Origin of the sequence: Pseudoxanthomonas sp. CF125 (assembly GCF_900104085.1) — a bacterium.
Lineage (GTDB): Bacteria > Pseudomonadota > Gammaproteobacteria > Xanthomonadales > Xanthomonadaceae > Pseudoxanthomonas_A.
In genome coordinates this window covers 669,585-685,756 of record NZ_FNLD01000001.1, presented here as the reverse complement: position 1 = coordinate 685,756, position 16,172 = coordinate 669,585, and the positions used below count along the sequence as shown (strand labels likewise).

Annotated in this window: 12 protein-coding genes; 5 read left to right on the top strand and 7 right to left on the bottom strand. The window is 63.0% G+C overall.

Annotated elements, in window-relative coordinates; translation table 11 throughout:
- Positions 1-155: 155 nt before the first annotated feature.
- Together fucP and BLR66_RS03020 are read left to right on the top strand one after the other, a co-directional pair.
- Entirely contained in the window at positions 156-1,457 is a 1,302-nt protein-coding gene (gene fucP / locus BLR66_RS03025) for an L-fucose:H+ symporter permease (protein WP_093280147.1), read from the top strand.
- Between the two features lie 3 nt (positions 1,458-1,460).
- Positions 1,461-1,817: an L-rhamnose mutarotase gene (locus BLR66_RS03020; RefSeq protein WP_093280146.1), complete on the top strand. Its 357-nt coding sequence runs from the start codon at positions 1,461-1,463 to the stop codon at positions 1,815-1,817.
- Between the two features lie 34 nt (positions 1,818-1,851).
- On the opposite strand, the gene BLR66_RS03015 is transcribed toward BLR66_RS03020, so the two are convergent.
- The 7 genes from BLR66_RS03015 to BLR66_RS02985 all read right to left on the bottom strand — a co-directional run bounded on the left by BLR66_RS03015 (position 1,852) and on the right by BLR66_RS02985 (position 9,294).
- Positions 1,852-2,991 (bottom strand): L-lactate dehydrogenase, encoded by a 1,140-nt coding sequence (locus BLR66_RS03015; RefSeq protein ID WP_093280145.1) that lies wholly within the window; start codon positions 2,989-2,991, stop codon positions 1,852-1,854.
- Positions 2,992-3,047: 56 nt separating this feature from the next.
- Positions 3,048-4,394, bottom strand: a complete 1,347-nt coding sequence (locus tag BLR66_RS03010; protein WP_093280144.1) for an L-fuconate dehydratase — start codon at positions 4,392-4,394, stop codon at positions 3,048-3,050.
- 52 nt (positions 4,395-4,446) lie between these two features.
- Positions 4,447-5,298 carry a fumarylacetoacetate hydrolase family protein gene (locus BLR66_RS03005; RefSeq protein ID WP_093280143.1) on the bottom strand — a complete coding sequence of 284 codons (852 nt, stop codon included), beginning with the start codon at positions 5,296-5,298 and terminating at the stop codon, positions 4,447-4,449.
- 26 nt (positions 5,299-5,324) lie between these two features.
- Positions 5,325-6,071, bottom strand: coding sequence for an SDR family oxidoreductase (locus BLR66_RS03000; RefSeq protein WP_093280142.1), 747 nt, complete (start codon positions 6,069-6,071; stop codon positions 5,325-5,327).
- A 55-nt stretch (positions 6,072-6,126) separates the two neighbouring features.
- Positions 6,127-6,975, bottom strand: a complete 849-nt coding sequence (locus BLR66_RS02995; protein ID WP_093280141.1) for an amidohydrolase family protein — start codon at positions 6,973-6,975, stop codon at positions 6,127-6,129.
- A complete protein-coding gene (locus BLR66_RS02990; RefSeq protein ID WP_093280140.1) occupies positions 6,972-7,994 on the bottom strand; it encodes an aldo/keto reductase in 1,023 nt (340 codons plus the stop codon). The genes BLR66_RS02995 and BLR66_RS02990 overlap by 4 nt, the downstream gene beginning before the upstream one ends.
- Positions 7,995-8,247: 253 nt before the next feature.
- Complete coding sequence (locus BLR66_RS02985; RefSeq protein WP_093284241.1) at positions 8,248-9,294, bottom strand: LacI family DNA-binding transcriptional regulator; 1,047 nt, start codon at positions 9,292-9,294, stop codon at positions 8,248-8,250.
- 481 nt (positions 9,295-9,775) lie between these two features.
- On the opposite strand from BLR66_RS02985, the gene BLR66_RS02980 reads away from it, so the two are divergent.
- The 3 genes from BLR66_RS02980 (at position 9,776) to BLR66_RS02970 (ending at position 16,152) form a co-directional block, all read left to right on the top strand.
- Positions 9,776-10,789 (top strand): glucokinase, encoded by a 1,014-nt coding sequence (locus BLR66_RS02980; protein WP_255402273.1) that lies wholly within the window; start codon positions 9,776-9,778, stop codon positions 10,787-10,789.
- A gap of 137 nt (positions 10,790-10,926) precedes the next feature.
- The gene (locus BLR66_RS02975) at positions 10,927-13,506 is read left to right on the top strand and encodes a TonB-dependent receptor (RefSeq protein WP_093280139.1); all 2,580 of its coding nucleotides are present in this window, start codon (positions 10,927-10,929) and stop codon (positions 13,504-13,506) included.
- A gap of 231 nt (positions 13,507-13,737) precedes the next feature.
- The gene (locus BLR66_RS02970; RefSeq protein ID WP_093280138.1) at positions 13,738-16,152 is read left to right on the top strand and encodes a family 20 glycosylhydrolase; all 2,415 of its coding nucleotides are present in this window, start codon (positions 13,738-13,740) and stop codon (positions 16,150-16,152) included.
- The last annotated feature ends 20 nt before the right edge of the window (positions 16,153-16,172 follow it).

Here is a 16,172-nt window from a genome sequence, read left to right as displayed (position 1 = left end):
GGAGTCCTGGGCGCCACAGGCGTAGGCTGCTTCTGGTGGTGAATACACAGCAGTATTTTCATATATAAACCTATTTTTTATATTTGCATTATTGCATCGACCACAGTAGGCTCCGATGGACTCAGCGGCAGCAAGCCTTGGGAGGGGCAAGCGGCATGCACTACGAAGACGGCACCACGGCTGCGCCAAATTCCATGATCCGGACGGCCATTCTGCCTCTGGTGCTGATTGTCAGCCTGTTCTTCCTGTGGGGAATGGCCAACAACCTCAACGATATCCTGATCAAACAGTTCAAGAAGGCTTTCGAGCTTTCGGATTTCCAGGCCGGCCTGGTGCAGAGCGCGTTCTATCTTGGCTACTTCGTGTTCGCCATCCCCGCCGGCATGTTCATGCGGCGCTACAGCTACAAGGCCGCCATCATCCTGGGGCTGCTCCTGTACGCCGCCGGCGCGTTCCTGTTCTATCCGGCAGCGCAGCTGCATACCTACAATCTGTTCCTGCTGGCGTTGTTCGTGATCGCCAGTGGCCTGGCCTTTCTCGAGACCACGGCCAATCCGCTGGTGACCGTCCTGGGTCCGGCGGAAGGCGCTGCACGGCGCTTGAACCTGGCCCAGGCGTTCAATCCATTGGGCTCGATCACCGGCATTCTGATAGGCCAGCACTTCATCTTCTCGGGCGTCGAGCATTCGGCTACCGATCTGGCGGCAATGAGCCCTGCGGCGCGCCAGGCCTTCTACGTTGCGGAATCCTCCGCGGTGCAGACGCCTTATCTGGTCATCGGCAGCGTGGTGGTGCTGTGGGCGTTGCTGATCGCGCTCACCCGCTTTCCCGCAACCTCGGGCGCAGCCGAGCCGGCAGCTCAACGCTACGGAATCATCGGCCGTCTGTTGCGCAAAAGACGTTTCGTACTGGCCATCGTGGCCCAGTTCTTTTACGTGGGCGCACAGGTCGGCATCTGGAGTTTCCTGATTCGATACATCCAGGACGGCTTGCCGGGGACGCCCGAAAAATCGGCCGCGCTGTATCTCACCGTTTCCCTGGTGCTGTTCATGGTCGGCCGATTCGTGGGCACGGCGCTGCTGCGCTATCTGCCGCCGGCGCGTCTGCTGGGGATATTCGCGTTGATCAATCTGGCGCTTTGCTCCATCGCGGTGGCATCGCCGCATACGGTCGGGGTGTACGTACTGGTAGCCAGCAGCTTTTTCATGTCCGTCATGTTTCCGACCATTTTTGCGCTGGGTCTGGAAGGGCTGGGGGACGACGAGCGGAAGCTGGGCTCCTCGCTGATAGTGATGGCGATCATCGGCGGCGCCATCCTGACCGCGCTGATGGGTGCGGTTTCGGACCAGGCGGGAATCCATTGGGCCATGGCGGTCCCGGCGCTGTGCTTTGCGGTGATCTTGTGGTTCGCCTTGGCCTCGGCCAGCACAAGCCGGCCTATAGCAGGGAGGGTGTGAGCGGTGCCACGGCTCTACTACGCACTTGATCTGCACGACGATCCAGCGCTGATCGCCGAATACGAGCGCTGGCACAGCCCCGAGGCGATCTGGCCCGAGATCCTCGACTCCATCGCCGCAGCGGGGATACGCGACATGGAGATACACCGCGTCGGCGACCGCCTGGTGCTGAGCATGGAAGTGGACGAGGGCTATTCGCCCGAGGCCAAAGCCGCTGCCGATGCCGCCGACCCGCGCGTGCAGGCGTGGGAAACCTTGATGTCGTCGTTCCAGAAGCCGCTGCCCGGATCCGCACCAGGCGAGAAATGGCGGCTTATGACGCGCGTTTTTTCTCTATCCGAGTCACGCAAGGCAAAGTAAGCCGTTCCCTGCCCTGCTTGGACTTCCTGACCGGTCAAGAGACAAGCAAATCGCGGCCGGCCTTGCTCAAGTCGGCGCAGCCGGTCAACGACATGGCCACTTCCAACTCGGCCTTGAAGGTCGCCAGCATCTCGCTCACGCCTTGCTCGCCACCTGCACCCAGCGCGTAAGCCCACGCCTTGCCGACCAGGCATCCTTGCGCACCTGTGGCCAACACCCGCAGGACGTCCAGGCCGGAGCGGATGCCGCCGTCCATCAACACCGGGATGCGTCCGCCCACTTCATCCAGTATCGCCGGCAACGCCGCTATGCCCGACAGCACGCCGTCCAGCTGGCGTCCGCCGTGGTTGGACACCACGATGCCGTCGGCGCCTGCGGCCAGCGCGGCACGCGCATCGGCGGGATCCAGCAGGCCTTTGATCACGATAGGGCCGTCCCAATGGCTGCGCACCCACTCCAGATCCTTCCAGGTCACCGTCGGATCGAAGTTGTTCTTGATCCAGCCAGCGAACGCGCCCAATCCACCTTCGCCGATCACTTCCGGCGGAATATTGCCGAAGCGATGCGGTCCCCCACGCAACCGCACATCCCATAGCCAGCGCGGATGGGTGGCGCCTTGCCAGGCACGCATGCAAGCGCCCTTCATGCCGACAGGCCCCGACATGCCGGAACGCAGATCGCGGTAGCGTGCGCCAGCGATCGGCAAGTCCACCGTCAGCAGTAATACCGGGCAGCCGGCAGCTTTGGCCCGTTCGATCAGGCTTTTGCAAAAACCGCGGTCGCGCACCATGTAAAGCTGGAACCAAACCGCAGCCCCGCTACCGCTTACCACTTCCTCCAACGCGCAGATGCTCAGCGTGGACAGGCAGAACGGAACCTTGGCCGCATGTGCGGCGCGCGCCGCCTGGACTTCGCCGCGTCGTGCGTACATGCCGGCGAAACCGACCGGCGCCAATGCCAGCGGCATGCTCATCGGCTGGCCGAACAGCGTTGTCGACAGTTCGAGTCTGGAGATGTCGGTCATCACCCGCTGGCGCAGCGCGATTGTCTTCAGATCGTCGACATTGCGCCGCAGCGTGATCTCGTCGTAGGAACCGCCATCGATATAGTCGAACAGCAGGCGCGGTAACCGCCGTCGTGCGGCGGCGCGCAGTTCTGAAACGGGCCTGGCCATGGTTCAACTCCGGCTCCATAGGGAGCGTCTTCTATACGGGGCATCGACGCGGAATGCTATCCGACCGTTTGCGCGCTGAGGCCATGCGATAGGGCTGCGGGCGGCTCATCGCTCCATACCGGACCGGTCGGATAGAGGTGCCGTTGCACGGATTCGACGTGCATTTCCGCCGAGAATCCCGGAAGCGCCGGCGCCAGATAGCGGCCATTGCGGATGGTCACCGGATCGACGAAATGTTCGTGCAAGTGGTCGACGAATTCGATGGCGCGGTCTTCCATGCTGCCGCTGATGGCGACGAAATCCGCCATGGCCAGATGCTGCACCAATTCGCACAGGCCCACGCCCCCCGCATGCGGAAACACCCGCACGCCGAACTTGGCGGCCAGCAAAAGGATCGCGAGGTTCTCATTGACTCCGCCAACGCGCGCCGCGTCGATCTGGATCAGGTCCACTGCCTGTGCCTGCAGCAACTGCTTGAAGACGATCCGGTTCTGCGTATGTTCGCCGGTGGAAACCGGAACCGGCGCGATGCCGCGACGGATGGCGGCATGGGCGAGGATGTCGTCCGGACTGGTCGGCTCTTCGATCCAGGCGATGCCGAAGGGCGCAAGCTGTTTCATCCAGGCGATGGCCGGACCGACGTCCCAACGCTGATTGGCGTCCACCGCCATCGCCACCTCCGGGCCGATGGCTTCGCGCGCCAGACGGCAGCGTCGCATGTCGTCTTCGACGCTGAGGCCGACCTTGAGCTTGATGGTGCGGAAGCCGTCCTCCACCGCCTCTCTGGCCAGCCGCATCAGTTTTTCGTCCGAGTAGCCGAGCCAGCCGGGTGAAGTGGTATAGGCGGGATATCCTTCCTGCAGCAGCGATGCTATCCGTTGCGCCTTGCCCGGCTCGGCGGCGCGCAGCAAATCCAGCGCCTGTTCCGGCGTCAGCGCATCGGACAGATAGCGGAAATCGATGGTGCGCGCCAATTCTTCCGGCGTCATGTCGGCGATGTAGCGCCACAACGGCTTGCGTGCGCGGCGCGCGGCCATGTCCCAGGCGGCATTGATGACGCCGCCGATAGCCATGTGCATCACGCCCTTTTCGGGGCCCAGCCAGCGCAATTGCGAATCGTCGGTCAGGCTGCGCGCGAACGAACCCAGGTCGTCGAGCGCCGCATCCACGTCGCGCCCCAGCACCAGATGCGACAGGGCAGAGATCGCGGCGGTCTGCACGTCATTGCCGCGTCCGATCGTGAAGACCAGTCCGTAGCCAGCCAGCCCATCGGGATCGTCCGTGCGCAGGATGAGATAGGCCGCCGAATAATCGGGGTCCGGATTCATCGCGTCGGAACCGTCCAGTTCGCGCGAAGTGGGAAAGCGCACATCGTAGGTATCTATTGCGGTGAATTTACTCATGCCCTTTCCTCAAGCTTCCTTATGCTGTTGCACACGGCGGTCGGCAAACTAATCAATGCTTTCCATACGCAACGACTTGCTGTCGCTGCCGGCCCAAGCCCTGAATACCCAGTTCCATGACATCCCCGGCTTTCAGGTAAACCGGCGGCTTCTGGCCAAGGCCCACGCCCGGCGGCGTGCCGGTGCTGATCACATCGCCCGGCATCAGCGTCATGTAACGGCTGATGTAGCTCACCAGTTTCGCAACGGTGAACACCATGGTCCTGGTATTGCCGTCCTGATAACGGTGGCCATTGACTTCCAGCCACAACGCCAGGTTCTGCGGGTCCGGAATTTCGTCGCGGGTGACCAGCCATGGCCCGATGGGACCGAAGGTGTCGCAGCTCTTGCCCTTGACCCACTGCCCGCCATGCTCGAGCTGGAATTCGCGCTCCGACAGATCGTTGATGACGGCGTATCCGGCCACGTGATTCAACGCGGTTTCCACCGGTACGTCATGGGCCCGGTCGCCGATCACCACGCCCAGTTCGACTTCCCAATCGGTCTTCTGCGAATCGCGCGGGATCACCACCGTGTCGTCGGGTCCGATCACCGCGCTGGTCGCTTTCATGAACAGTACCGGTTGATCGGGCACGGCCATGCCCGATTCGGCGGCATGGTCGGCGTAGTTCAGGCCTACGCAGATGAACTTGCCGATCCGCCCTACCGCCGCGCCCACCCGCACGTTTTCGGGGACCAGAGGCAAGGAAGCGATGTCCAGCGCACGAAGCTTGTCCAAGCCGGCCGCAGTAAGGTTCTCGCCAGCGATGTCGTCGACGACATCGCCGAGGTCGCGTATCCGTCCTTCCTCGTCCAGCAATCCGGGGCGCTCTTGCCCAACCGGTCCGTAACGCAACAATTTCATTGCAGTATCTCCTTCTCTTCCGTTCTTCAGTTCGACCAGCCGCCGTCGATGATGTGGGTTTGCCCTGTAGTGAAAGAGGACTCGTCCGATGCCAGATAGACCACCAGCGCGGCGATTTCCTGCGGCTCGCCCAGCCGGCCCATCGGTTGACGGTCGATGAAGCCCTTCCACACCGCATCCTGGTCGCCGCCCAATGCGGCGACGCGCATGGAAAGCGAAGGGGTCTTGATGGTTCCGGGACAGATGGCGTTGCAGCGCACGCCCTGGGTGACGAAATCGGCCGCGATCGCCTTGCTCAAGCCGATCACCGCCGCCTTGGTGGTGGAATAGGCGAACCGGTTGGGCACGCCTTTGATGCTCGAGGCGACCGAGGACATGTTGATGATGCTTCCCCGGCGTTGCGCGAGCATGCCCGGCAGCACTGCGCGGCACAGCGAATACATGGCGTCCACGTTGATGGCGAAAGAGCGCCGCCACGCCTGCTGATCGCAATCGAGGATGCTGCCCTGATGCACGTAACCGGCGCAGTTGAACAGCACGTCGAAGGCGTCCTGGTTCGTTACGAGTGCGTCGATTTCCTCCTGCACGGTGACATCCAGCACGCGGGTGTCGATGGATTCCGACTCCGCCGAAAGCGAGGCCAGCGCCTGCGCGTCGATATCGGTGGCCAGCACTTGCGCGCCTTCGCGTGCGCACGCCAACGCGCTGGCGCGGCCGATACCCGCGCCGGCTGCAGTGATGAGGCAGCGCTTTCCTTGCAGACGGCCGCTCATGGCGCGACCGCCGGAGGAAGGTTGGATAGTCGAAACATCGTTTTTCTCCTGCGATTCACAAGTGCGATTTCCGCTCCAGGCGATAGAAGCGCCGGGCGTTGTTGGCGAAGACGTCTTCCTGATGGCCAGCGGCCAGGCGTTCGACCAGTGCTTTGGCCATGTCGAACCAGTGCAGGTAATCGGCAGTGGCGGTCAACACCGGCCAGTCGCTGCCCCACATGATCCGTGCAGGCCCGAAACTGGCGAACAGATGCGCTACGTAAGGTTCGATACTCGCCGCCGATGCGGAGCGGCCGGCTTCGGACAGCAAGCCGGACAATTTGCACAGCAGGTCGGTCTGGCTGGCCAGGCGCGCGATCTGCTGCGCCCAGTCCTCGAATCCGCCGCCGGCGATGTCCGGCTTCCCGGCGTGGTCCAGCACGGCACTCAGTCGGGGATGACGGCCCAGCCGCTCGGCAAGCGCCGGCAGGTGCACGGGCGCCACCAAGGCGTCGAACGACAGATCGTTGGCTACCAACGCATCGAACGTGCGGTCCAGCTCGGGCCTCAGCAGCCATCGCTGGTCCGGAATATCCTGGACCATCGGCCGCAGTCCTTTCAAAAGACCCTGCGCGGCGCGGCAAAGCGAAGCTACCCTCTGCGGCGCGTCTTCGGCTTCGAAGTCGGTCCATCCGACTACGCCGGCGATCAGAGGATGCTGGCGCGCGAGATCGAACAGATAGTGGGTTTCGGCCTCGGTCGCTGCAGCCTGCACCACGACCACCGACTCGACCCCGCATGTCCTCAAGGTCGCATCGATGTCGTTCGGGCCGAAATCGCGGTACAACGTGGAAAACTCCGGCGTCAGCCACAGATAGTCGCCGCGCGAAAGTTGCCAGAAGTGCAGATGCGAGTCGACGATCATTCCGGCGTTCTCGCCCAGTCCTGTGTCAATCCTTCGGCGCGTAGGCGTTGCCAGAACTCTGCCGGCAGGTCTGCGCGGTATCGCAGCGACGCGCTTGTCGCTTCTTCCGTGTTGCGCATTCCGGCCACCACGCTGGTCACTGCCGGATGGGCCAGAGGAAACTGCAAAGCGGCGGCGCCCGCATCCACGCCATGTTCCGCGCATATGGCGTAGATCCGCTGAGCGCGTTGCAGGACTTCCGGCTCCACCGGCGCGTAGTTGTAGGTGCTGCCCGGCGCCCGCGCATCGCCCATCAAACCTGAGCTGTACGGTCCCGCCACCAGAATGCCGACGTTCCGCGCTTGCGCCTCGTGCATGATCCGTCGCGATGCGTGCTGTTCAAGCAAGGTATAGCGCCCGGCCAGCATCACGCAGTCCAGCGGGAACAACGGCAGCAGTTCGACTGCGATGTCTTCCTCGTTGACGCCTATGCCGATGGCGCCGCACGCGCCGGAGGATTTCAGTTCCGCCATCGCCGGCAGCGCCTCGTCCAACGCCTGCCGCAGCAGGACCGGATGACGGTCGCCATGGGTAAGCCGGCCGATATCGTGCAGCAGCAGGATATCGACATGGTCGGTACCCAGCCGTTTCAGACTGGATTCGAACGAGCGCATCACCCCATCGCGGCTGTAGTCGAACTCCGCCTTGTAGCCGGCTACGGCGAAGCCTTCCTGGCCGGGCTTGCGGGTGGTGTCTTCATAGATCCGTCGTCCGACTTTGGTGGAGATGCGGACGCTGTCGCGGGACACGCCTTTAAGCCCCTGCCCCAAGCGGGACTCGCTCAAGCCATAGCCGTAGTACGGTGCGGTGTCGAAATAGCGGATGCCCTTTTCAAGCGCGACGCCTATCGCACGCATCGCCTCGTCGTCGGTCACCTCGGTGTACAGATTTCCGATAGGCGCAGCACCGAAGCCCAGCACAGGCAAACGGATGTCGGTGGCGCCCAGACGGCGTTCGGCGATTTCGATGGCTGCAGACATCGTTCGCTTCACTCCTTGGCCAATCGCGGCGGCGCCAAGGGCGGCTGGGGCTTCTGGTTATGGACCATGGATCTATGCATGGCATCCCCTCCCAGGGAGTTTATGACCATGTCGGTTTCGGGCGGTGAGATGGTTTCATCTATCCAACCGGCACGGATATTTCATATATAAATTTAAATCTCATATTTAAATAATACAAGTGACGGTGCATCAGGCGATAAGATTTTCTCTCAACCGATTGATATTCATAGCATTACCGATTGCGTGGGTGCGGCGGCGCGGTCGATCCGCGCACCACCAGTTGCGGCAGGAACCCCTGGTTGCGCGGTGGCACAGGCTGGTCGGCGTAGGCGTACTGGCGTAGGCCGGCGATCAGCAGGCGCGTGGCTTGCTTGGCGATACTGTCCGTGGCCTGTTTGGCGGTGGTCAGCGACGGCCACGATTGGCGCGAAAACGGGCTGTCCTCGAAGCCGGCGATGGAAAGTTCGTAAGGCACATTGATGCCGGCGGATTTGGCCGCGGCCAACACGCCGGCGGCGATCTCGTCGTTGCTGCCGAAAATGGCGGTAGGTGGTTCATGCAGCGCGAGCAAGCCCCTCGCTCCGCGGAAGCCATCGTCGAAGGTGTAGTCGCCGGGCACTGCCAACTGCTCGTCTACGGTAATGCCGTAATCCTTCAGCGCTTTTTCGTAACCGGCATAGCGCTCGCCGCTGGAGCGGTGTTGCGCACCGCCCCACAGGAAGCCGATGCGCCGGTGGCCGAGCTGGATCAGATGCTCGGTGATCTCGTAGGCGGCGCTGCGGTCATCGACGTAGATGCACGGCAGACCGTCGTCCGGGTCTTCGGTCGCGGCGATGATGCGCACCAGTGCGATACCGCGCTCGGCCAGCGCGGCGACCAGGTCGGTACGCTCGGACATCGGCGCGGTCAGCACCAGTCCGGCCAGGCGGGAGCGTTGCACGAATTCGACCAGTTCGTCGGCCAATAGCGGCGAAGTCGAATCGACTGGTTGGATCTGCAGGCCGAAGCCGGTTTCGCGGCAGGCGGCGAGCACGCCCTTCTGCATCGCGATGATGTGGTACGGGTTGGGGTTGTCGTAGACCAGGCCGATCACGTACGACAGACCATTGCGCAGATTGCGCGCGGACGGATCGGGCTTGTAGTCGAGCTCGGCGATCGCCTGCGTTACGCGGGCTTGCGTGGCCGGGGTCACCGATGGCTCGTTGTTGATCACCCGCGATACGGTCTTCAACGAAACCCTGGCGCGTTCGGCAACGTCCTTGATGGTCGATCTGCGCATGGCGTCGATCTGCCTCACGATTTGGCTCATGCCCGCAGGGCGGCGCCAACGCCGGCCAGGGCAGCCCTGACGAAAGCCGTCCGCGGACCGGCTGCTTTTATGGCTGCCAAACAAGGACACGACGCCCAAATTCGGCCATGACTTACGTTGTCATTGGTTGCTGATTTCATACCGTCTCCGCTGCCCTGTTCTGGACCCCAAACAACCGCCTTCGGCGGGCGCCAACCGGCGCTTTGGTGGCTGTCATCGCCGCGCTGGTTCAATAAATTAGAACGTTCTAAAGCCGAAAATACCAACAAATTTGGGATCAATCCAGTGCTTTTCATATATGAACAGGCGTTTCTGTAGCCTATCAGACCCTTCTTACCCCAATTCGATGACAGGTCATTGACATCGTTATTTAGATCGATCCAGACTCGGCCATGTCGAGTGCCCTGCGGGGTGTTGCGGCGAACAGAACTTGGGAAGAGGTGTGTTCGCAATGATCGATATGATCGATCCAGCCATAACGGGTTCACCGGTGAACGGCGTGCCGTTCCTTGCCGCGGATGTCGGCGGCACCCACGCGCGCCTGGCCCTGGTACGTGCGGGCGCTGCCGCCGGGCGGCCGGTCGAAGTGCTGGCGTTCCAAAAGTACGATTGCACCGACCACTCCTCGCTCGTCGACTTCATCTCCGAGTTCCTGGCCGCGCACGGCGGCGGCGGAGTGAACCGCGGAGTGGTGGCCAGCGCCGGCTACGCGCTGGACGATGGCACGGTCATCACCACCAACCTGCCCTGGCCGCTGTCGATCCGTGAGACACGCGAACGCCTCGGCTTCGCCGACCTGCGCCTGGTCAACGACTTCGAAGCTGTGGCCTACGCCGCAGCCACCCTCCCCACTGTGGAGACCACCCATATCACCGGGCCTTACGAAGCCTTGGTGCGCGGCCCGGTGCTGGTGCTGGGCCCCGGTACCGGCCTGGGTGCGGCGCTATGGATTCCCCACGGCGAACGTCCCTTCGTGTTGGCCACCGAAGCTGGCCATGCCGCGCTGGCGGCCAGCACCGAACTCGAGCTGGCGCTGCTGGCGCAACTGTTGAAGCAACACCGGCACGTGACCATCGAACACGTGCTTTCGGGCCCCGGCATCCTCAACCTGTACCGCGCGCTCGCGGTGCTGCGTGGCGCGCAACCCGCGTTGTCCACTCCAAACCAGATCACCGCGGCGGCACAGGCCGGCGACGACGCGCTTGCGCGCGAAACCCTTGAAATTTTCTGCGGCTTCCTCGGCAGCGTGGTCGGCGATATGGCGCTGACCTACGGCGCGCAGGGCGGCATCCGCCTGGCCGGCGGCGTTCTACCGCAAATCCGCGACTTCCTTCTGCGTAGCGACTTCGTTTCGCGCTACCTCAACAAGGGACCGATGTGCGCGGCGCTGGAGCGCATTCCCGTACGCCTGGTCGAACACGGACAGCTTGGCGTGGTCGGCGCAGCGCATTGGTATCTGGACTGAGAACAGGTTTTTGCAACCGCAACAACACAGACACGGAGAGGGGCGCAGGCGGCGCCCAGGGTGAAATTCTAGGGAGCAACAAAGCTCGGCAACAACTCAACCACCACAGCAACCAACAGATCGATCGGGAGAGTGGCATGAAATATCGCAAGTCAGCACTATCGGCGGCCATCGTCGCCTGTATAGCGTTCAGCGCCCAAGCGCAGGATGCCGCCAGCCAAGCGCCTAGCTCCAACGAACAGGCCACGCAGCTGGACACCGTTACCGTCACCGGCTACCGCATGTCTTTGGAAAAGAGCCAGGCGGTCAAACGCTCGGCCAACTCGATCGTCGATGCGATCAGCGCCGAAGACATCGGCAAGTTCCCCGACACCAACGCCGCCGAATCGCTATCGCACCTGCCCGGCATCACCGTCGATCGCCAGTTCGGCGAAGGCGAGAAGGTCAGCATCAACGGCACCGATCCGGCACTGAACCGGGTACTGGTCAACGGCCAGACCATCGCTTCCGGCGATTGGGGCGGCAACCCCACCGACACCAGCGGGCGCACCTTCAACTACACCCTGCTCTCGCCGGAAATCATCGGCCTGATGGAGGTCTACAAGACTCCGGAAGCCCGCATCGACGAAGGTTCGATCGGCGGCACCGTGATCGTACACACCCGCAAGCCGCTGGACCTGCCCAGCAACACCATCCGCGGTTCGGTCGGCTACAACTACAACGACCGTTCGGAAGAGGGTAATCCGCGTGGTTCGGTGCTGTGGAGCTGGAAGAACGACGCCGAGGACTTCGGCTTCCTGGTTTCGGGCACGCATGATGAGCAGAGCATTTCCCGCGCCGGCATCGAGTACTGGGGTTACACCACTGGGCTGCCCGCCACCGCCACCATCACTGGCGAAGGCGACCCCGCATTGGCCAAGTTGCCGGTCGGCATCAGCAGCTCCTATTTCCAGCAGGACCGCAAGCGCGACGGTCTGCAGGCGGCGCTGCAATGGAAGCCCAACGAGCGCAACGAGTTCAACCTGACCGGCCTCTACGTCAAGGGCAAGTACGACAACTTCAGCCAGGCGCGCTACGTCTGTCCGGCCTGCAGCCTGAGTCAGATCACCAGCGCCACCATCGAGGATGGCTATGTGGTCGCCGCCGACGTAGACGGCGATGCCTATGCGCAGCACGATTTCAATCTGCGCAAGAGCCAGGTGGAGACCAATAGCCTGAACCTGCGCCACGATTACTATGGCGACAACTGGGTATTCACTACCCAGGGCGGCACCACCAGCGCCAAAGGCGGCAAAGATCCGGAGTACCTGATGAAGACGTTGCTGCTCAGCGGCGGCTTCGACTTCGAATATGACGCCAACCACACCATCGTCAATTACGACAACAACGATGCGTCCAACTGGGGCCTGGCGCCCGGCCAGCAATACGGCGGCCAGTACTACGAGACCAGCCGCGACAAGGAGCGCTACTTCCAGTTCGACGCCGAGCGCAACGTGGAATGGGGCCCGATCAACAAGGTCCAGATGGGCTACAAGTACACCAACCACGACAACAGCGTGTCTTCGCGCGGAAATGCGGTGGACGTGGTCTCGGCATTGAACCTGACCGAGATTCTCGGCGGCATGGCGCCGAGCGGCCTCTACGACGGACTCGGGGCGAGCGGAGATTTGACGAGTTGGCCGACGGCCGACTTGGGCGCGGCCATCGCTTACTTCAATACGCTGACGCCGCGTGGCCCGTACAACTACAACTACGGTCCCTCGTTCGCAGTCAAGGAAATCACCAGCGCCTTCTACGCGCAGGCGAATTTCGAGTCGGGCAAGTGGCGCGGCAACCTGGGCGTGCGCTATGTCGATACGTCGGACAAGTCGCTGTACTGGGTCAACAACAGCACGGGCAGCTATGATCGGGCCCTGGCCAACCGCAGCTACTACAAGCCGTTGCCCAGCTTCAACCTAGCCTACGAGCTCAACGACGACATGGTGGCGCGCTTCTCCGCCGCCAAGGTGATGGCCCGCCCGCGCTACGGCCAATTGGCAGGAACGCTGGACCTCAACGACGCGCAGTTCACGGGCGGCGGCGGCAATGTCGACTTGAAGCCTTACGAGGCCACCAACTACGACCTGGCGTTCGAGTGGTACTTCGCCCCGAGCAGCATGCTGGCGGCCGAAGTGTTCCGCCGTGACATCAGCAACTACGTCGTGACCAACACCACCGAGCAGCAACTGACCAATCCGATCTCCGGCGTGTCCGGCGTCTATTCCATCAGCCGTCCTATCAACGTGGCCGACGCCACGGCCACCGGCGTTGCGCTGATCTACCAGCAGGCGTTCGATAACGGTTTCGGCATCAACGCCAATTACACCTATACCGATACCAGTACCAGTAGCGACCTGTTCCTGCCGTATGTCTCCAAGAACGCCTACACGTTGACCCCGTACTTCGAAAAAGGGCCGTTCAACGTGCGCGTGAACTACAGCTATCGCTCGGAGTATTTCAATCAGATCGGACGCCAGAACGCCACTGTGTTCGCCGATGCGTACAAGCAGCTCGACCTGATTGCCGGCTATCAGATCAACGACCTGCTCGGTGTTACCTTCAGCGCCACCAACCTGCTCGACGAAACCTACTACTGGTACGACACCCAGAAGCGCACCCCGCTGGGCGTGTACAAGAGTGGACGCAACTATCAGTTGGCCCTCACCTTCAAGTTCTAAGATGGTGTGGTACGGGCGGGCCATCGTCCCTCCACGATGGCCCGCCTTTTTTTGACAGAGCTGCCAAGGCCCCCGTCGATTTTCCACAAGGAGTGCCGTTCCTCATGACGTCCAATAGCCGCTGCAGCGCAGATCTCCTTCCCGCAATGCGAACGCCTGGGGCGCGAGACTGATGCCTGCGCGTACGGCAGCCAGGCGTCATCCATAACAAGAGCGATGAGGAACGACCGAATGTCCACGATATCCTCCCGTTCCGCGAGCGCCGGCAGGCTGTTACGCCAATTCGCTCTGCTGCTGGCCGTTGGCATCTCGCTGGCCGGCTGCGCTGAGCGCACGGCTCCGACGGCCGCCGTCGCACACACTGAAGTGCTGCAGTTGATTCCAGCGCCTGCCCAAGCCCAACGCGGTGACGGCAGCTTCCGTATCACTACCGAAACCGCCGTCTCGGTCGCGCAAGGCGATGCTCCCGCGCGCGATGCTGCAAATCATTTGGTCCAACTGCTGCGCGATACCCGCGCTTTGAATCTGACCGTGCGCGAGGAATCCGCGCCCTCCCCCGCCAGCATTCGCCTGCAACTGGATCCCCAGTCGCCCGTGGCCCAGGCCGAGGGATACGCGCTGGACGTCGATGCGCAGAGCCTGCGCATCCGCGCACGCGACGCCGCTGGCTTGTTCTATGGCGCAATCAGTGCATGGCAATTGGCGAGCGCCGAAGTCGGTCGCGGCCCCATCGAAATCCCGGCAGCGACGATCCGCGACTGGCCGCGCTTCGGCTGGCGCGGCCAGCTGCTGGACGTAGCCCGCCACTTCCACGACGTGGACACGGTCAAGCACGTGATCGACGCGATGGCCCAGCACAAGCTCAATGTGCTGCACCTGCACCTGACCGACGACCAGGGCTGGCGCATCGAGATCAAACGCTACCCCGAACTCACCGAGATCGGCGCCTGGCGCACGCCGCCGGGGGCGGGCCGCCACGGCACGCCGCAGCGCTATGGCGGCTACTACACGCAGGAACAGATCCGCGACCTGGTTGCTTATGCCGCTGCGCGCCACATCACCATCCTGCCCGAAATCGACATGCCCGGCCACGCACAGGCGGCGGTAGCGGCTTATCCGGAAGAAGTCGGCGTGACCGGCGAACGTCCGTCGGTTTCGGTGGATTGGGGAGTCAATCCCTATCTGTTCGACACCGACGAACGCAGCATGAAGTTCATCGAAGGCGTGCTCGACGAAGTATTGGAACTGTTCCCCTCGCCTTACATCCATATCGGCGGCGACGAAGCGGTCAAGGACCAATGGGAAGAATCGCCGGCAATTCGCGCGCAGATGCGGAAGCTGGGAGTGAAGGACGCGCATGCGATGCAGGGCTGGTTCAACGCGCAACTGGCGAAGTACCTGACCGGCAAAGGCCGGCGCCTGATCGGTTGGGACGAGATCCTTGAAGGCGGTCTTCCGGAAAGCGCCTCGGTAATGTCCTGGCGTGGCGTGGAAGGTGCCGTGGCCGCCGCCAAGCTCGGCCATGACGTGGTGCTGGCCCCGGCCGGCTGGATGTATCTGGACAATCTGCAGACCGAGCGCAGCGACGAGCCCAACGGCCGCCTGGCGGTACTGCCGCTGTCGCGCGTCTACGAGTTGGATCCGGTGCCGCCAGGACTGACTTCCGATCAGGCCCGGCACGTACTGGGCGCGCAGGGCGCGTTGTGGAGCGAATACATTCCTTCGCGCCGCCACGTCGACCATGCATTGTTCCCGCGTTTGGCCGCGGTGGCCGAAGTGGCCTGGTCGCCGATGGCCGCACGCAGCTGGGACGGTTTCCTGGTGCGCCTGCCGGCGCAGCTGCAGCGCTACCGTGCGCTGGGTACCGACTACAGCGATGGCGCTTTCGCTGCCGACATCAGGATCGATGGCGGCCCAAACGCGGTATTGAACGGCGGCCCGGCCAAGATCGCATTAGGCAATCAGACTGGCATCGGCCAGATCCGCTACACCATTGATGGCAGTGAGCCGACGCAGAAGTCCTCGCGCTACAGCGCGCCCTTCGCGGCGACGCTGCCGGTTACGGTGAAAGCCGCGGTGTTCACCGAGGACGGCAGGCCGCTGGCCGCCGCGCGTGGCCGGCGCTTCGACCACGAAACGCTGTTGAGCGTCGATACCCAGGGCCTGCGCAACTGCCACGATGGAGGTCCGCTGGGCCTGCGCGTGCCGCTGCTGCCGGACATGCCGGGCATGGACACGCCGGTCTACAACGTGGACCTGTTCTACGCTTGCTGGACCTACCGGCAGGCGCGGCTGGACGGCATTGCGGGAATCCGCATCGACGCCGCGCGACTGGCGCGCAACTACGGTCTGGCGCACGATCAGTCCAAGATGCATCAGTATCCTTCGAGTGCGCCGCAGGGCGAGCGTGCTCATGGCGAGCTCGAAGTGCTGGACGGTTGCGACGGCCAGACGCTGGCCAAAGTAGCGTTGCCGGCCGGCGCTACCTTGGGCGAACAGTTCACACTGGAAGCGCCGTTGCCGCCGCAAGAAGGCGTTCACGACCTGTGCCTACGCTTCACCGCATCCATCGAAGGTCCGCTGTATGCGATAGGAGCGGTTCAACTGATCGAGGCCACCGCGCAGTCGCCGCCCGCCATGCATTGAAAGGAGCTCCGCATGTTTCC